The sequence below is a fragment of the Shewanella khirikhana genome, from assembly GCF_003957745.1.
GTDB classification, from domain to species: domain Bacteria; phylum Pseudomonadota; class Gammaproteobacteria; order Enterobacterales; family Shewanellaceae; genus Shewanella; species Shewanella khirikhana.
The window spans coordinates 2,757,534-2,775,643 of record NZ_CP020373.1 but is presented as its reverse complement, the minus strand read 5'-3'; the positions used below and the strand labels follow the sequence as shown (position 1 = coordinate 2,775,643).

At 52.5% G+C, this 18,110-nt stretch carries 11 protein-coding genes; all 11 read left to right on the top strand.

Features of this window, described 5'->3' with window-relative positions; translation table 11 throughout:
- The 11 genes from tssM (at position 1) to STH12_RS12055 (ending at position 18,101) form a co-directional block, all read left to right on the top strand.
- Positions 1 to 3,555: a type VI secretion system membrane subunit TssM gene (tssM, locus tag STH12_RS12105; protein ID WP_126167782.1), complete on the top strand. Its 3,555-nt coding sequence runs from the start codon at positions 1 to 3 to the stop codon at positions 3,553 to 3,555.
- Between the two features lie 167 nt (positions 3,556 to 3,722).
- Positions 3,723 to 4,835, top strand: a complete 1,113-nt coding sequence (locus STH12_RS12100; protein WP_164551202.1) for a type VI secretion system ImpA family N-terminal domain-containing protein — start codon at positions 3,723 to 3,725, stop codon at positions 4,833 to 4,835.
- Positions 4,836 to 4,989: 154 nt separating this feature from the next.
- Positions 4,990 to 5,508, top strand: coding sequence for an Hcp family type VI secretion system effector (locus STH12_RS12095; RefSeq protein WP_126167780.1), 519 nt, complete (start codon positions 4,990 to 4,992; stop codon positions 5,506 to 5,508).
- A 67-nt stretch (positions 5,509 to 5,575) separates the two neighbouring features.
- Complete coding sequence (locus tag STH12_RS12090; RefSeq protein ID WP_126167779.1) at positions 5,576 to 5,794, top strand: hypothetical protein; 219 nt, start codon at positions 5,576 to 5,578, stop codon at positions 5,792 to 5,794.
- 160 nt (positions 5,795 to 5,954) lie between these two features.
- Complete coding sequence (locus tag STH12_RS12085) at positions 5,955 to 8,015, top strand: type VI secretion system Vgr family protein (protein ID WP_126167778.1); 2,061 nt, start codon at positions 5,955 to 5,957, stop codon at positions 8,013 to 8,015.
- A gap of 9 nt (positions 8,016 to 8,024) precedes the next feature.
- Complete coding sequence (locus STH12_RS12080; RefSeq protein ID WP_126167777.1) at positions 8,025 to 9,398, top strand: PAAR domain-containing protein; 1,374 nt, start codon at positions 8,025 to 8,027, stop codon at positions 9,396 to 9,398.
- A 16-nt stretch (positions 9,399 to 9,414) separates the two neighbouring features.
- Positions 9,415 to 10,224: an ankyrin repeat domain-containing protein gene (locus STH12_RS12075; RefSeq protein ID WP_174234569.1), complete on the top strand. Its 810-nt coding sequence runs from the start codon at positions 9,415 to 9,417 to the stop codon at positions 10,222 to 10,224.
- Positions 10,225 to 10,357: 133 nt separating this feature from the next.
- A complete protein-coding gene (locus tag STH12_RS12070; RefSeq protein ID WP_218567742.1) occupies positions 10,358 to 11,182 on the top strand; it encodes an ankyrin repeat domain-containing protein in 825 nt (274 codons plus the stop codon).
- 36 nt (positions 11,183 to 11,218) lie between these two features.
- Positions 11,219 to 12,163, top strand: coding sequence for a hypothetical protein (locus STH12_RS12065; protein WP_126167776.1), 945 nt, complete (start codon positions 11,219 to 11,221; stop codon positions 12,161 to 12,163).
- Between the two features lie 42 nt (positions 12,164 to 12,205).
- Complete coding sequence (locus tag STH12_RS12060) at positions 12,206 to 13,162, top strand: DUF4123 domain-containing protein (RefSeq protein WP_126167775.1); 957 nt, start codon at positions 12,206 to 12,208, stop codon at positions 13,160 to 13,162.
- The gene (locus STH12_RS12055) at positions 13,155 to 18,101 is read left to right on the top strand and encodes an RHS repeat-associated core domain-containing protein (protein ID WP_126167774.1); all 4,947 of its coding nucleotides are present in this window, start codon (positions 13,155 to 13,157) and stop codon (positions 18,099 to 18,101) included. The genes STH12_RS12060 and STH12_RS12055 overlap by 8 nt, the downstream gene beginning before the upstream one ends.
- Positions 18,102 to 18,110: the final 9 nt, after the last annotated feature.

Sequence of the window (18,110 nt, the reverse complement as noted above, 5' to 3'; positions counted from 1 at the left end):
ATGTGGTCAATGGTGAAATCGGTATTTAAACGTCTGCAACCCGAGCTGAAAGCTGCGTTGCCGGTGTTGATTGTGGCCATCATCGTCTTGGTGAATGTTGCGATTTGGTGGATGGGTCCCTGGTGGGAATATCAGGAGGGCAGGCCGCTGGAAAGTGTGAGTGCGAGGCTGATAGCCAGCATCATCTTCACCCTGATGTGTTTCTGTTTTTGGGGATGGCGTCAGTGGCGTCGACTCAAAGGCATGGAAGCCCAACAACAGAAATCCAGGCAATTGCAGGAAGATCCTATTCTGGCGCTGGAGGAGCGTCAGGAGCGGGAACTTGATCAGGTAATGAAGGGCTTAAAAGACAGCCTGGCGCGTTCTGATTATCTATATGCGCTGCCTTGGTATCTGGTTCTGGGCATCGAAAATGCCGGGAAAACCAGTCTGATTAATCGCTCTGGGCAGAAGTTTGTTTTCTCGTCTGTGATGCGCGCCTCGGGCAAGAAAAGCGACAACCCTCACTCGTTTGACTGGTGGATTGGTGATGATGCTGTTGTGATTGACCCCGATGGTGAGCTGCTGACACAAAAGAACAGCGGCCAGGAAGGTCAGCAGGATATGGAGCGCCGGTTATGGCTGCATTTCGTGCAGTGGCTGGAGAAAACCCGTAGCCGACGTCCGTTGAACGGTGTGGTGTTGGTACTTGACCTCTCGGCGTTGCTGGTTGAGTCGGTTGCTGAGCGGACGGCTTACGCACATCTGCTTCGTGCCCGTCTGCGGGAGTTGATGGAAACTCTCAGCACCCGCTTACCTGTGTATATTTCCCTGACCAAGTTGGATTTACTCCAGGGGTTTGAGCCGTTTTTCCGTCATATGACCAAGGCTCAACGCGAGGAAATTCTGGGCTTTACCTTCTCTTTGGATTCGGTCAATAACCTCGACAGTTGGCTGAATGAATTCGATCAGGACTGGCGGGCATTTATCGAGCGGATCAACGCTTGCTTACCCAAAGCCATGTTGAATTGCCGTGATAAAGACGAAAGGGCACAGCTATACGGCTTTTCGAGGCAGTTGGCCGGTGCTCATGGGTTATTGCGCGAGTTTTTTCATGATGCGCTTGCCAGCGATTCGTTTTCCACTTCCGCTTTGGTGCGCGGCGTTTACCTCACGTCTGTATATCAACAGGGTGTCCCCACCAATGCCTATGTTGATGGCGCCGCCCGCAGGTACGGCCTTGCCGATGCAATCAACAGTGCACAGCGCAGTGAAAACTCAACGACTTACTTCACGCAGTCACTATTTAGCCGGATCATTTATCCCGAAGCAGGATTGGCCTCTGACAACTTCAGGGTGGCCAAGCGTAAACGGCGGGTCATGATGTTGTCTGTGGTCGCCTGTTCCATCGCATCGGCGATGTTGATTGGCAGTTGGCATCGATATTATCTGAAAAACAGTGCTCAGGCTGATGCGGTTTTGGATAAGGTCAACAGCTTTAATGCTCAGATTGAGAAAAACAGTCTGGACCCGGCGGCAAGCAATATCATTCCGCCGCTGAATACCATTCGTGCCGCGACACTTGAGTTTGGTTTTTTCCGTGACAAGCCGTGGCTGATTTCAGATCTGGGGCTGTATCAAGGCCATGCCATTGGCCCAAAGGTTGAAGAAGCCTATCTGAATCTGCTGGCGTATCGGTATTTGCCCATTTTACAGCGCCAACTGGCCGCAGAACTCGCCAAAGCGCCCAAAGCCAGTGAGCAAAAACTCGCGCTGCTTCGTGTCTATCGGATGCTGATAGACAAGAGCGGACGTCGGGATGAGTTTGTCACCGATTATTTCGCCGACTCCTGGCAAAAGGCGTTTCCCGGTAACCGTGAGCTTCAGGAGCAGCTGATGCAACATCTGCAATATACGCTGCAACACACTGATTTGGCAAAGGCACAGGCTCAGGGTAACAAAGAGGCTATTGCTGTGGTACAGCCCTTTGCCTGGCTGGTGAAGCAAGCGCAGCAGGAGTTGACCCAACTGCCTATAGAAGAGCGGGTATACCGTTATCTGAAGCGTTCATCGGTTTCTCAACTGGGGGAACCGTTGGATTTGCGCTTGACCATTGGCCCGGTAAATGAGTTGGTATTTGAGAACCGAAGCGGTGCTGAAGATACGCTGAAAATCCCGCAAATGCTGACCAGTAACGGGTTTAAGACGTTTCTTATCCCAGTGTCTGACTCTGTCACCGAATTGGCGCTGATTGACAGCTGGGTACTTGGACAGTCGCTAAATATCAACTTCAGTGAGGCGGATAAGCTGGCGCTGCAGAATAAAATCGTTTCCCTGTATCTGGCCGATTACAACGCCACCTGGCGCAATGCGATCAATAGCTTCAATATCAAGAGCTTTGAAGGCATTGGCGATGCGGTGACTGTGCTGGACAATGTAGCATTAAGCCATCAGCCCCTTAAACGCATCTTGGAAATCCTGGATGCCAATACCGAGCTCTTCCCGGCGTTACCTGAGGATGAACAAGCTAAAGATACGCTGCTCAAGAGTCAGGACTACCGCTGGGCGCAGGTTATTGACAGTAATTTTCACGACCTGAATCAGCTATACGGCGTCAACGCCGAAAAAGGCGCCTACTTCGAAGAAGTTATGATGGCTATCGTGCAGCTGCACGATTATATGCGGGATATTCAAAACTCACCGAACCGGGGCAAGGCAGCGCTGGAGGCGGCTAAAAAGCGGGTTAACCTCAGCGGCGCCGATCCCGTGTATGCGCTGCAGCGTATTGCCAGCGGCTTGCCAAAGCCCATGGATTCCATGGTGGCTAAGTTGGCTGATGAGAGCTGGAAAGTCCTGCTTAAAGAAGCGGTGCGGCATTTGGAAATCAAATGGTATGACGAGGTTTACAGCGAATATCAGCAAACCCTCGCCAGTCGCTATCCCTTTGACCCCAAGGCCAATAAGCAGGCTTCAATCACTGATTTTGAACGCTTTTTTGGCCCTGCGGGGGTTTTGGAATCTTTCTATAATCAACAGCTTAGGTGGTTTATCGAAGATAGTGCCGCTCCGCTGTCGGCCCTGACCAACAGCGAGCAAGGGCTAATCCGTGCCGAAGTGCTGTCTGCCTTTGAGGATGCCCGTAAAATTCGTGCAGCCTATTTTAACCTCAAAGGCAATCTAGACGTTCAATTTGGTCTGGAACCTTTGCAGATGAGTCCGAACAAGCGTCGCAGTGTGTTCAATATTGATGGTCAGTACGTGGAATATACCCACGGCCCGAGTCGCAATATTGAGCTGATCTGGCCCAATACATTGCGCCAGGGGGCTGAGAGCCGACTGACACTGGTTCCGAGTGAGCAAAATCAGTCACCACGCTCCTTAGGCTCTCAGGGACCATGGGCTTTCTTCAAGTTGCTGGAAGGTGCCAGGATCACAGGCTCAAGCTCTACCAGCGTGGACTATCGCTTTACTGTCGACAATGGAGAGGTGACGTACCGCATCCACTCTCGGGACAGTATCAATCCCTTCACAACCAATTTGCTCAGCAACTATCAACTGCCAAAAACACTTTACTGAGCATGTCAGGCAGGCAGCTAGGCTGCCTGCCCCTGAACATGAAGTCGCTTTTCCCGCTAAGTGAGTTGCCATTGACCTCTATCCCATTACCCAAGCTGGCGCAATTTTTCATATCACAATCCCCTGACGCACTGCGGGAGGATAAACGCTACCAAAGGATCCGCCACATGATAAACAGTCGCTATTCGCCACTGAGTGGCGGTGTTGATTGGGAGCGTATCTATCAGGACGGACGCGAACTGTTGTTGTCTGACGGCGTAGATATGGTACTTGCCAGCTATCTGAGTGTGTCGGCAGCCAAAACCCGTGGCGTTGAGGGGCTTGCGTTCGGGCTTGAGCTGTTGTTGGTTGCATTGCTGGGGAGTGCTAAAGACCATGGCCTGAGCGGAGATAAGGTTGCCGATAACATCCATTGGGCTATGGGCAAACTATTGCCGGAGATTAAGCTGATGGTGTGTACCGGTTCAAATATGAAGGAGTGGTTTCGCAGCGAATATGCCTGCGAGCAACTCTATGAGGCACTCAGAATCCGTGGTGTGAGACAGATGGATTCGTTGGATGCTGTTGGGTTTCAGGTATTTGAAAAAATTGATGAGTTCAGGCCGTCCTCTGCTGAGTTGACACAAGGACTGCCCGAGCGACAGCACGATAGTCGCAGGCCGTTATGGTTGCCTCTGATGCTGGCTTGTGTATTGGGTGTTGTGGTGGGGCTGCTGTCGATGCCATTGACACAAGCACCACTTACCAAAGTATTCCCCTCGTTATTTGCTTCAAAGCAAAAGCCAGAGACGGTTGAAGTTGCACCCGTTTCAGGGTGGCAGCGCATAGAAGAAGTGTTTGCACCCCAGACAGTACTCGATGCCAATGAGGCCGATTACGCCCTGCAGCTCGGTTATCTCACCGAACTTGACCGCTACCATCAAAGATTCACGGTTGCCCGTACCCAGGCTGCCAACATAGAACGGATGCTGCTCAAAGCTGATGCTAAGGATATGAAGGTTATCCGCAGCCAGGCTCAGGGACTTGCAGAGTATGCCAGTGGGTTGTCTCCGCTGCTTGGACGGATTTATTACGTCGATAAGTTGCTGGAACAGCAGGCGATAGAACGCGCAGGCCAAGAATTGGCACAGGCTGACAGATTGCTAAAAGGCATGCTTATCAAACGTACTTTGCAATTTGGTCGGCAGCAGGAGCTGCAAAAAGCACTGACCCGTAAGGTGCCGATTGAACTGGCGCCATTCTCGACAACCACGAGCGAAAACTTGCCCGCCGAGCAATAAATTGCCCGGGCTTGAGCAATTTGTTGCTCACATCCGCGGATTAACCAATAAAGTCATGTAAATACAGCGAGTTAAATGTTGGCGTGGGATTGGCAGTATTTCCCGTACCCCGGCGTAAGCCCGGTCATTCAATGTGTAAAAAAGGAATTTAACTATGCCAACTCCATGTTATATCGCCATCGAAGGTCAAACTCAGGGTAATCTCACTGCCGGTGCTTTCACCCCAGATTCAGTGGGTGACATCTTCGTTGAAGGTCATGAAGACCAGATGCTGGTTCAGGAATTCAACCACGTAGTCACAGTACCAACTGACCCTCAGTCTGGCATGCCTTCAGGTCAGCGCGTACACAAGCCATTCAAGTTCACCGTGGCCCTGAACAAGGCTGTGCCTCTGATGTATAACGCGCTGTCTTCCGGTGAGAAGCTGACCAAGGTGGAAATGAAGTGGTATCGCACCTCTATCGAAGGTAAGCAGGAGCACTACTTCACTACCGCGCTGGAAGGCGCCACCATCGTGAATATTGACTGCCATATGCCGCACTGTCAGGACCCAACCAAGTCCGACTTCACTCAACTGATTGAAGTGTCTCTGGCCTATCGCAAAATTACCTGGGATCACGTCAGTGCCGGTACTTCCGGTGCCGATGACTGGCGCAAGCCTATCGAAGGTTAAGACCCATAAATGGCAAGTCCGGTGAGGGGGCGTTTGCTTCTTCACCGGTTCGCAAGGAGTGAGTCTTATGCCGAAGGAATACTTTTACCCTGATGTGAAAGAGCCCCATGTACACCACCACAAGGGTGGCGTCACTTTCACTGATATCGGGCACAGCCACCGTACCCTGGTGAGTGGTTCCAAAGATTACCACGGCGTTATCCGCGAAGTGGTCGCCGATTTACAGAGCCGCGGCGACAGTCGCAGTCTGGATATCGTTCAACACATCCGCAACCAGGTTGCCTGATTAATCAAGCCAGTCCCGTAAGGGATTGGCTTTCTTTGGGTAAGCAGCAGTGTTTACCCAAAGGAAGCCAAATGCATGGCGTTTCAACCTGCATCCCTGTGATGTCGGGGTGCGGTAGCCATGGCCATTGTGAGTGGCAGTCAGCAATAAGGATAGGCATATGTACCATCTTGGGTCAGGTCTGAGATTTCATTTCAAGGCAGAAGGATTGGCTGAAGAAGTCTTCAGTCCCTTATATTTTACAGTAGATGAAGGGTTATCATCGGATATGCACGGCGAGCTTGAGTTGCTTAGCCGTGACCCCTCCCTGACCCCGGAGGCCATTGTTGACAGAAGCGGCGTGCTCAGCGTTTGGCGCGATGGCAAAGCTATCCGGCGCTTCCACGGCGTTGTGACCGCGTTTGAGCGGCGCGATAGCGGACATCATCACAGCCAATATCGTCTGGTGATGAACAGCAATATGGCCAGATTGAAACTGCGTCATAACAGTCGAATTTTCCAGCAACAAAGCCTGAAACAAATTCTGGAAACACTGCTAGCAGAGATGGGGATTGCCGATTATGCCTTCAATTGGGATACCCGCCACGAAACAGAGCAAAGAGAGTATTGTGTTCAATATCGAGAGTCAGACTTTGAGTTTATCCAGCGTCTGACTGCTGAGTCCGGCGTATTTTGGCTGATAACTCAGGGGGACGACAACCACAGCATAGTCTTTTGTGATGCGACTTCTCGCTTAACTGCTTCGGGGCTGGTATTGCCTTATAACGCACTGGCCGGAGGCAAAAGTGAGCAGCCTTTCGTGCGCCGCTTTGCCTACAAGAAGCAGTTGGCATCGGGCAGTGTCGCGCTGAAGGATTACAGTTTTAAAAAACCCGCCTACAGTTTTTTGCAGCAACAGGTTGGTAAGCGTTTAGAGCACCAGCAAACGGGCTCTGATACCTTGTACGAGCATTATGATTACCCTGGTCGCTACAAAGACGATACTCAGGGCAAACTCATTAGCCAAAGTCGCTTACACGCCAGGCGTGCTGAGGCTGAGGTGGCGCGGGGTGAAAGTGATATTCCCCAGCTGGCAGCCGGGTTCAAGTATGGGCTGCAAGATCACCCTGAGCGCAGCTTCAATCGCGACTGGCTGCTGTTGTCTGTTCGTCACAGTGGCGAGCAGGGCGCGGCAGCTGAAGAAGCAAATACCGAAGCTCCAACCAACTTTCACAATCAATTCAGTGCCTTGGAGGCTAATTTGCCTTGGCAGGCTAATATACCGGCGAGGCCAATGGTCGGCGGGCCGCAAATTGCTACGGTCGTTGGGCCAAACGGGGAAGAGATTTTTTGTGATGAGCACGGCCGGGTAAAGGTGCAATTTCCCTGGGACAGATACGGGCTGGCAAATGAAAACAGCAGCTGCTGGGTACGTGTCAGCCAGGGGTGGGCGGGTGCCGAGTACGGTTTTCTCGCCATACCGCGTATCGGCCATGAGGTGATAGTGTCCTTTTTAGAAGGGGACCCGGACCAGCCCATCATTACCGGTCGCACTTATCATGTGGTGAATACACCACCTTATATTTTGCCCAACCATAAGACGCGTACGACCCTGAAAACTCAAACCCATAAAGGGGAGGGATTCAATGAACTGCGCTTTGAAGATGAGGCCAGTCGGGAGCAGATCTATCTCCATGCCCAAAAAGACATGGACAGAGTGGTAAATCACGTTCGTCGTACGGAAATTGGTGTCGATGAACATTTAAGTGTCGGTAATGACAGTGTGGCAAAGATAAAAGCGAGCCGTCACTGTGAAATTGGCAAAGATGAATTGACACGCATAGGGCAAGACAGGCACGAAACTCTGGGACGTAACCTGTTGCAAAAAATTGGTGGTGCTGTGCAGAGGTATATCGCAGGCGGCATGATCTCCCGCATTGACGGTGGCCGTCAGACCAAAATCGCAGCGTCAGATCACACCAGCATTGGTGCTGATTGGTTGATTAAAGTCGGGAATGAGACGGGGCTCAAAGCGAAAACCATAGTCCTTGACGCTGGCGATCAATTGACGATTAAAGGGCCCGGAGGCTTTATTAAGCTCGACAGCGGTGGTGTGACCATCAGCGGCAGTAAGGTCAAAATTAATGAAGGCGGCTCGCCGGGTAAGGCGACAGAACCGAAACCGGTGGATCCCGAAGCGCCAGCCAGCCCGACGGCGCCAACCGCAGCGGACAGGCGTTAAGGAGACACTATGCCCAAGGCTGCAAGATTGGGTGATAGCTGTGCTGGACACGGCTGCTTTCCTGCAACGCCCATTATCGCCGGCAGCGGCGATGTCAGTATCAATGGTAAGCCCGCTGCACGAAAAGGTGACGCAGTGCTGTTGCATGCTTGCCCTTGTCCCAACATGCCTCACGGTGTGCATGGTCGTAGCATCTCAGCCGGATCGTCGACGGTTTCCATCAATGGCAAGCCCGCCGCCAGAGTCGGCGATGCCATTGGCTGCGGTGGCTCGGTATCGGCGGGCTCGGGTGATGTGCTGATTGGCGATACGCCTTTCCAGTCCCCAGCTACACCTTGTGGTGAAGCGTGCGCCAAGGAAGGAGAAGCGCTGATAAGGTTATTGCCAGCGGCCGTTATGTCCGATGCATACTGGGGAACACCAGGGGCCTGGGTTGCCAGGTTGAAAAATCCTGTCAACAGTGTTGCCGAACGTAAGGCTCGTTATGAGGCAAGAAAAAACCTCGCAGCTGCAAACGTTGAACCGGAATCCGGGCCTAAAGCGGCGGCGGCAAAACGTCTGGCGTTTAATAATGACAGCATACTGCGCGCCGAGGCGGCGCAATATGTGTACTCGTTGGATGAATATCGACGTGGGCATAGTCAGGCGTTTCCAGAGTTGCCTATAGGCCTGGAGGTACCGGATACCAGCAGCATTCCGGGATTAGAAGATGCGGTGTTTTGGGATGAAGAAAGTGGCTTTGGTGCTGGCCTATTTAAGTCAAATATCAATGGCGAAACCATGCTGACTTTTCGGGGTACCAACAACGGTGTCACTGGAAGTAAGGATTGGGCGACCAATGGGCAGCAAGGCATTGGGCAGGAAAGTGCCCAGTACAATCAGGCGATGGATTTAGCGCGACAGATTAAATTGGCTGGCGCAGCAGATGTGATGGTTGGTCACTCACTCGGTGGTGGGTTAGCAGCGAGTGCCGTTGGGGTCACAGGATTGCCGGGGTATACCTACAATGCTGCTGGCTTGCACCCTAACACGGTCGCACGCCGTGGTGGGTTACCCATGGCCGAGATAGATAATCTTATCCAGACCCAATCCGTCGACGGTGAGGTGCTGACGGGAATTCAAAAAGGCCGAGGGCTATTGCTGCCAGGCCTGCTGGGCGGACTGGGTGGACTGTTTTTTGGGCCCGTGGGAGCCACTGTTGGTACCCTTGGAGCCGCGGTTTTATTCAAAAAGGATGCATTGCCTGAAGCCGCAGGCGAGATGCATTCTTTACCTGGAACCGGGCTAAATCCGGTCAGTCGTCATGGCATGGCGCAGGTAATCGCCGGAATAGAGAAGCAAAAGGTTGAAGATATCGATATCCTGACCGGAACTGCTGGCTAGTAAATGGAATATCTACATGAAAAGGAACGGACTGCATTGGTTGGGTTGCCTGTTGGTTGGACTTTTGGGCGCTTGTGGCTTTGGGGGAAAGAATATGGATGCGAAGCAGTTTTTTGAGCCACAAATGGTTGCGGTACTGACAGCCATTTCCAAAGGTGATGAAACAAAAGCCAAAGCGCTTTTGGCATCAGGCGTTGATCTAAATGTGATTGGCGAGCATGAGATCACACCACTCTTTTGGTTTATAGCGCGGCATGACAAAGAAGGCATGCAGTTGGCACTGAAGTTGGGGGCTGATCCCAATTTTAAAAGTGGTAAAGGCAATACCCCGGTGGCCTACGTCGCCGGTTGGAAGGATATCGAGTGGCTCAGGCTCCTGCTGCAAGCGGGTGGTGACCCAAACAGCATGAATCATTTAAAGCAGCCAGCCCTCTTTGGCGCCATAGGAGAGGCTAATTTCGACGCAATAGACACACTTTTGGAATTTGGCGCAGATCCTAACGTGACAGATGGACCCAAGCGAAACGCTGCACTCTACGCTGCATTCATTAATGATTGGGAGTTGGTGTATCTGATGTTAGAGCGGGGAAGTGATTACCGTCAGTACTCCTCAGTCGGTGCTGACATTGCGGCAATCGTGAACGATGTGGAAGTCGACAAGCTGTATGACCCAAACCGCGATAATTACCAGTGGATGTTAAAAGTTAAGCAATATCTGCTGGATAAAGGGGTTGTCTTTCCACCGCCGAGCCCTGCGGAGGTGCGGACCCGCTGGGCCAAGGAAGGTAAGCCCGGTTACAAGATAGAAGTTGAGCTGGATAAGTAGAGATTTTCCATTCAGGCGAACTCACCGCCAGCTAAAAGTCACTTAGACGGTTGTAACGCCTTGCCGTGTTTTACCCCTAGGGATTGATGGCAGCGGGCAGCCTGCAAATTGCAATTCAGTGCGGGGATCATGGATGAAGCTAAGCGTGCAGCGATGGATTGGAACTCTGTTGGCCGGACTGCTGGGTGCCTGTGGCTATGCTGGAATGGCCGAGTCTGGAAAGAATATGGATGCGAAGCAGTTTTTTGAGCCACAAATGGTTGCGGTGCTGACAGCCATTTCCAAAGGTGATGAAACAAAAGCCAAAGCGCTTTTGGCATCAGGCGTCAATCTAAATGTGATTGGCGAGCATAAGATCACACCACTCTTTTGGTTTATCGCCCGGCATGACAAAGAAGGCATGCAATTGGCGCTGAAGTTGGGGGCTGCTCCCAATTTTAAAAGTGGTAAAGGCAATACCCCGGTGGCCTACGTGGCGGGTTGGAAGAATATCGAGTGGCTCAGACTCCTGCTGCAAGCGGGTGGTGACCCAAACAGCATGAATCATTTAAAGCAGCCAGCCCTGTTTGGCGCCATAGGTGAGGCTAATTTCGACGCAATAGACACGCTTTTGGAATTTGGCGCCGATCCTAATCTTTGCGATGGCAGCGGAAGTCATGCCGCATTATATGCCAGCGATCTAAATGACTGGGAACTGGTTTACGTCATGCTTCAACAGGGTAGTGACCCTTATGCTTATGACAAAGCTGGGGCCGATATAGCCTGGAGCGTTGATGACATCTTGAATCGGAAAATTTACACAGAGGGTTCTGATAACTACCAGTGGTTGCTAAAAGTTAAGCAATATCTGCTGGAGAAAGGGGTGGCATTTCCACCGCCGAGTCCTGCGGAGGTGCGGACCCGCTGGGCTAAAGAAGGTAAGCCCGGCTACAAGATAGAAGTTGAGCTGGATGATTGATAGCTGTTCATCCTGTGAGAAATGTGAGTGCGACAAATGAATCACACCCCACAAGTGGCTACGGAGCCCCAGGATGTCGTAGCGCTTCATGAGCTGCTAAGACGAGACCAAAAGCGCTTTATCTACGCGCTTTTGTCTTTGATCCCCCATCCAGATTGGCAAGAGGCGTGGCAGATTTGCCAGAAGAGCGATTGTTGGCGCTATCTGCCATGGTCGCCACTGCTGCAAACCTCGGATACTCCTGTGTTGCTGCTTCGACTGGAAGAAGGCAACCCTGCCGAAACCCATGTTCTGTGGCTGGCGGCCTTTTCACAAGGCGCTTTTGCCCCATTACTGCACGAAACCGATATGGACTGGGAACAGGTCATCGACTTTTGGCAACAGCGATTGGTGGCCCATTATCCCTCGGGTGAGCTGGCTCAGTTTGGCTGTCATGCCAATGATGTATTTCCAAGGCTTTGGCACAGCTTGTCTGGATCTTCGCGCCAACTCTGGCTTGCCAATCACGGCGATATTTACCTGCCTATCCAGGATCAGAACAAGGGTCTTAGCTGGAGTCTGCATGCCCAATCTGGCAACGACAGTCATCAGGAAGAACACAAGTTTTTGCCACTACGGCTCGATGAGCCGCAGTACGAATATATCGCCAGACCAGCGAGGCGATATGAACAAACCAAGGCGCTGTTTGCCCGCTTGTCGCTCTATCACAGCAGTGAGCTTAGCCTTGAGCGGCTGACGCAAACCTATCTCTCCTTTTTGGAAGACGTAGAGCAGGCTTTTCCATCCCAAAGTGCAGTCGAACACGAGTATTTGGCCCAGCGCTGTTTTGTCTGGGGGCGGCATTACCATTCGATGCCAGAATTTAAGTCGCTTTTGGCTGCCCATTCTGTTGTCGAAGCGCTGACGTTATTCCAGTTACAGTGTGAAGAGCTGCCCACGCTCGCCGCTCAAACGGATTTTTACCAGTGGCTCACGCCCTGACGCAGTCGCTAATTTTGTTGATTCAAGTTCAAGGATCTGAACATGCAGTTAACCCCTCATATCTCCCCCGAGAAGATAAGTGCTGATAGTTGGGCCGATTTTCTCAGCCACAATGCGGTGTTTTTGTTGGCCGATGCCACCTTCAACCGTGATGTGCTTGCTATTGCAGAGTATCAGTCACCGGAAAACCTTGAGATAAACCGCCTCTATTGGGGCGAAATGGGGCGGCTGCATGCCTCGGTTTCTCCCTATCTTATCAAGGCCCATAGTCAAAACTGGCCCCAGCTTGCCACGGATATTTGCAGTCAGCCCAAATGGGGTATCGCCTGGGTTCTGGAAGGGCAGATGATGGCCTATACACCTGAGCAGCAACTGCACAAGCTGATGCAGCATATTCGCAGTTGGACCCTGATTGCAGAGCATGACAGCGGCTCAGAAGAATCTGCGTTGCTGCGGCTTTGGGATCCTGAGGTGCTGACAAGCCTGCTCAGCGCCAGCAGTGACGATGAGATCACCGCCTTCTTCGGGCCGGCGTCATCTTTGGTGCTTATCGATGAGTCAGGCTGTTATCGCCACAACTGGCCTAAGGCGGGCTTTAGCAGCAATCAGCGTCTGGATGCGCCGCGCAGGCTGAGCAGTACTCAGTATCTGGCGCTGGATAATCATAACCGTGTGCGCCGACAGCGAGAGTTTGTCAGTCATCTGCACCGCCATCACCCCGATACAAAGCACTGGTCAGAGCCACAGCTCCATGACTTTATTGAGGCGGGCACCAATCGGGCGCAGGAGTATGGCTTTTTGGGGAAACAGCAGCAGATCAAATGGCTTACCCTGGCGGTGCTCTTTGGCGCCGATTTTGATCAGCAGCCCTGGGCAAAGGACTTGCTGTTGGCAAAGGCCGAAGGAGAGCAGTCCAGAATGCAGCAGCTATACCGTGCTGCCGAGGCAGAACTGGACAAGTTGGACAAGTTGGACAAGGAAGAACTGACCCATGAGTAAAGATAAAAAGGCCCAGCTGCTGTCCAGTGAGCAGGCGGCGGAGCAGAATTTCACCACCGACAATGTGCTCAAGGGAAGCTGCGTTGAGTGCGGTTGCAGCGCATTGATCTTTTATCACTACGACGATGGCAGTCCGGTGCCTGAAGCGCCATTCGTCCTGACCGACAGCAAAAACGCCCAGATAGAAGGCAAAACCGACAAAAAGGGCCTGTGTCTTGTCGAGGACATGCCCTGTGGCCCGTTTGAGATCCTGCTTGATGAAGGTTCCGATGAATTTAAGCCTGCCGAAACCAAGCCGAATAACCCTTCTTTACAGGTAAATCCTGAACATGCGGCCTTGGCCGGTGAATATTTCACCTTGTTTACGCTGTTAAGAAACAAAGGTTTTATCGAATACGATGCCGATGACAGCAGTGATAGCCATATCGACATTGATGACACCAGTTTGTTTTTGAATGTGCCTGACGAGTATGAACCTGCGTACGATCGTTTTTGGGAGCTGAACGAGCAGATCAATAAAGGGCCTGCATCGCTGCGTAAAGCCATCAATAAGATCCATGTCAGTTTACCGGCCGAAGTGGTCGCCAAGGCCGGTGATAACAGTGCCATTTTGCTGTTTTGTGAGATAGCCCTGGGTTTCATTCCCGTGGTTGGTCAGGCAATGGATATATACGATCTGGGGGAATGGGGCTGGACAACTTATACCGATGCCAGCGCACGCCAGAGCAAACTTCACTGGGCCATGGGGGCGCTGGTGGTGGTGGGTTTTGTCCCAGGTTTGGGTGATGCGCTGAAGAAAACCGGCTCTGCAGTCATAGAGTCACTGGCCAAAAACTCGCCGGAAGCAATCCAGGCGGCTATTCGGGTATTGAGGGGGTTGTCTAACGGAAACCTGGTGAAGTTTCTTAAGAATTTTACAAATAAAATCAAATCTGTCGCCAAAGATGCATTGGCTCTTATCAATAAGATCATCGATGGCCTCACCAGGGCTGTCAAAAACGGCGCTCACTGGATTTTCCGACTGATGCCCGAAAGCTTCCAGGCCTTGATCACAGCCATGCGGGATATGGCGAAAAAGCTCGAAGCGCAAATTGATTGGGTTTGCAAACAGGTGGATGAATTTTTGGGGAAGGTAGTTACCCGGCTCACGGGAACACCCAGACCCAAGAATACCCCTAAACCCCAGGTTGGACTCAATGCTGGTAAAGATGTCAAACCAGCACGCTCAGAAGCGACAGCCGCTAAGGTGGATGAATCCAACAAGGCCCGACCGGGGGAAAATGGCGTGTGTACCAACGGCTGTCCCATCGATATGGCGACGGGCTTTGTGGTGGACTGGCGCACCGACTTTGTTTTGCCCGCAGCCTTTGGTTTGTCGCTGAAGCGCTTTTATTATTCATCTCCCGATGTAGAGCCGGGTCTGCTGGGCCGCCGCTGGCGTGCCGAGTGGGATATGTACCTTGAACTCGATGGGGATATCGCTCATTTCACCGATGGCGAATACAACAAAGCCGCTTTTGTTATCCCGGCGGAGGGCGAAAGCTTCGGTGCCGCCCATATGCCCCAATGGCGATTTATTCGCCGCCAGGGGCAACTGTTGCTTAAGCATCTCAATGGGCTCGAATACCAGTTCAACCACAGTTTGGGTGAGCGATTGCTGCTTAGCAGCATTGCCGATGGCAAGGGCCGCAGCCATGAGTTCATCTATGACAGAGGCCACCTCAAGGGCGTACAGCTGTTTGATGGCAGAGTCATCAAGGTTGTAGGCAGTCGCAGGCGGATAGATAGCCTGGCGCTCTATAGCGCCAGCGGCGAGTTGTTAAAGCCCCTGGTGAGCTACCAGTATGACGAACATGGCTTCTTGCAGAGTTGCCGTGGTGAGCCTGGTCGTAACTTCGACTACCAATACTCAAAAGAAGGCTGGCTGCTGCGCTGGCAGGATTTAAGCCACACCTGGGTTGAACATGACTACGATGAGAAAGGCCGCGCGATTCGCTCCCGTGGCGCCGATAAGCGCTTTTGCGATGCCCTGCACTATGACGATGACAACCGTATCGTCTATTACCGCAGTCCACTCGATGGCATCAAGATGTACCACCGCGATGAGCGCAACAACATCATCCGTGAGGTGATGCCAAATGGCGAAACCCTCTACCGCGAATGGCAAGACAACCAATTGGTGCGCCTAAGTAACGCCCTCGGAGAAACCACCCAGATTGAACGCAACCCCTATGGCGAGCCAAGCCGGATAACGGCAGCCGATGGACAGGTGCGTCAATGGCTGCACAATGAGCAGGGCAAGGTGCTGGCCTATACCAACGAGGCGGGCGAATGCTGGCAATATCAGTGGGATAAGCAGGGCAATCTTGTCAGTGTGACCGACCCCCTCGGCAAGCCAAGTTACTTTGAATATAGCGGCATGGGGCAATTGGCCTGGTCCATCGATGCCGATGGCGAACAAACCGGCTTTGAATACGATAACGCCTTCGGCTTGCCAAGCAAGGTCATGCCCCCCGGACAGCCACCCTTACAGCTGAGCTACGATGAGCTTGGGCGGCTGGCTCAGGTTCAAAGCGGTGAGCAGCGACGCCGCTTTAGCTATCAGGGCGTCACCGCGTTGGTCAGTCAGCTTGAAGATGCTCAGCAAGGCAGCAGCCACTTTGAATACGATTTGGAAGGTAACCTCGTTCAGGCCACCGACAATACCGGTGCCAGCCAGCGCTATCGCTATGGTGCCTTTGACCTGCTGCTGGAAAGCATTGATGCCCTCGGTCACTCCCTGAAGCTTTACTACAACGGCGAGTGCCAGTTTGCCGGTATCACTAACAGCAAGGGGGAAGCCTGGCGTCTGGAGTTCAATACCAGTGGTCAGGTCGTGGCAGAGACGCACCTTGATGGACGTCAGACCTGTTTTGAATACGATGAGGCAGGTCGTTTGAAGAGCCGTACTGCAACAGATGGTAGCAGTATCCATTTCTATCATGATCTGTGCGGCAGATTGCTACAAAAGCAAACCCGTGGCCCCAGCGGTGTGGTGATGGTCAACAGCCATTTCGATTACGATGCGGCTGGCAGGCTTATACGTGGCCGTAACCCAGTGTCGGAAGTTGAATTTGAATACGATGGTGCCGGCAGACTGATAGCAGAAACCCTCAACGGTGCCAGCAGCCGCTACCATTACAGTCCGGCGGGTCGCCGAGTGGGCAGTGACGGCCTGTTGCTGCCTGAGCAGCTTAACTGGCAACAGGGCAGGCTGGCTCAGCTCAGTATTGGAGATTTTGCGCCGCTTTGCTTCGACTACAACACACAGGGGCATGAAAGTCGCCGCGGTAATGGCCTTGGCTTCTTGCTGCAGCAATCCTTTACCGCCGATGGCCTGCTTGCTTCCCAGGCGCTGATGCCCCAGGGTGATAAGGGCAGCAGCGATGGCCTGCGTGGGCGGGTGAGCGGGATTGACCGCCGTTATCAGTACAACCATCAGCGCCACTTAAGTGCGGTGGAAGACAGCCACTGGGGCCGCAGTGAATACGCCCACAATGCCCTCGGGCAAATCATCAGTGAGCAGCGCACTGCGCCCTGGCACGAGCAAAAGGAACTGCGCTTTTTCAGTTATGACTCCGAGCTGCAACTGACCCATATCGAGCGTCAACTCAGCCACAATGGCGATAATAAGTTGGTGTCGCTGGCCGAAAAGCGGCTGGAAAAATCCCTGCAGTATGGCGAGGCAGGCCGAGTGGTGCGCCAGGGGCCAATCACTCTGCGTTATGACGCCAATGGCCGCTTGCTGGAAAAAACCGTGCTTAAACCGGGTTTCAGGCCGCAGACCCGCTTCTTTCACTGGGATGAAGAAGACCGCCTGGTGCAGCTCAGCCTGGAAAATGGTGATGTCTGGCATTACGAATACGATGTCTTTGGCAGGCGGGTTCGCAAATATCGCAGTCAGCAGGGCAGAGCACGGGGCGAAGTTAAATACCGCTGGCAAGGTGACCAGCTGTGTCAGCAGCAACAATATTTTGCCGACGGCAGTATCGCCACGACCCAGTGGCTCTATGAGCCCGGCAGTTTCAGGCCATTGGCCCAAGCCCGCCAGCACAGTCAACTGCAGCTGACACAAGCAGTTGACAGCCTGACGGCGGGTAAAAGTGATAACAGTGCGCCTATGCCGTCATCCGAGGTTGAGCTGCATTTGGTTGTCGTCGACCAGGCGGGTACAGTGCGGGAGCTTTGCAGCGAAGAAGGCGAAGTGGCCTGGCGCGGTGAGGCCGGGCTGTGGCGTGAATTTGAGCAGTGGCGCTTAACGGGCAAGCCAAAACACTATCTTGAACAAGCGGCTAACGAGCCGTTACACTGTGACCTGCGCTTTCAGGGGCAAATTTACGACCGTGAGAGTGGGCTCTATTACAATCGGCACAGATATTACGACCCGGACATCAGCCAATACCTGAGCCCCGACCCCATCGGCATGGCCGGAGGCACCCGGCCACAGGCCTATGTGCACAACCCGCTCGAATGGGTGGATCCGCTGGGGTTGGCGGGATTTTATACTCCATATAGTTTTGCTGCTCCTTCGGGTAGTACTCATAAGGTTTACCAACAAAACATTGACTGGGATCTCCCGGTGAATACTAGGAGTGGTGTAAAAACGAATTTGGATATAGCAATGGAGGGTGGAAGTCCCTTCGTTGTAAAGAATGGGAAATACTCGCAGTTAAACTTGCACCATTCAAAACAAAATGGGTTGGGATCTATGTTTGAGCTCTCTGCAGATACTCATCAGAGATATCATGGTTCCAATGCACTACACCCATATTTGCCAGATGCTCACCCATTTAATCCAGTAGACAGGACGTCTTTTTCTGATGATCGACAAGCTTATTGGCGTGAAAGAGCCAATATTGAGTTGGAAAAGAGAAAAGCTAAAGTCACAAAGAAATGTTAGAAGGTTTAG

What these genes read in the sequence shown, in the direction of transcription:
- tssM (WP_126167782.1), top strand. Translation starts at nt 1, where the DNA reads ATGTGGTCAATGGTGAAATCGGTATTTAAACGTCTGCAACCCGAGCTG.
- STH12_RS12100 (WP_164551202.1), top strand. Translation starts at nt 3,723, where the DNA reads ATGATAAACAGTCGCTATTCGCCACTGAGTGGCGGTGTTGATTGGGAG.
- STH12_RS12095 (WP_126167780.1), top strand. Translation starts at nt 4,990, where the DNA reads ATGCCAACTCCATGTTATATCGCCATCGAAGGTCAAACTCAGGGTAAT.
- STH12_RS12090 (WP_126167779.1), top strand. Translation starts at nt 5,576, where the DNA reads ATGCCGAAGGAATACTTTTACCCTGATGTGAAAGAGCCCCATGTACAC.
- STH12_RS12085 (WP_126167778.1), top strand. Translation starts at nt 5,955, where the DNA reads ATGTACCATCTTGGGTCAGGTCTGAGATTTCATTTCAAGGCAGAAGGA.
- STH12_RS12080 (WP_126167777.1), top strand. Translation starts at nt 8,025, where the DNA reads ATGCCCAAGGCTGCAAGATTGGGTGATAGCTGTGCTGGACACGGCTGC.
- STH12_RS12075 (WP_174234569.1), top strand. Translation starts at nt 9,415, where the DNA reads ATGAAAAGGAACGGACTGCATTGGTTGGGTTGCCTGTTGGTTGGACTT.
- STH12_RS12070 (WP_218567742.1), top strand. Translation starts at nt 10,358, where the DNA reads ATGAAGCTAAGCGTGCAGCGATGGATTGGAACTCTGTTGGCCGGACTG.
- STH12_RS12065 (WP_126167776.1), top strand. Translation starts at nt 11,219, where the DNA reads ATGAATCACACCCCACAAGTGGCTACGGAGCCCCAGGATGTCGTAGCG.
- STH12_RS12060 (WP_126167775.1), top strand. Translation starts at nt 12,206, where the DNA reads ATGCAGTTAACCCCTCATATCTCCCCCGAGAAGATAAGTGCTGATAGT.
- STH12_RS12055 (WP_126167774.1), top strand. Translation starts at nt 13,155, where the DNA reads ATGAGTAAAGATAAAAAGGCCCAGCTGCTGTCCAGTGAGCAGGCGGCG.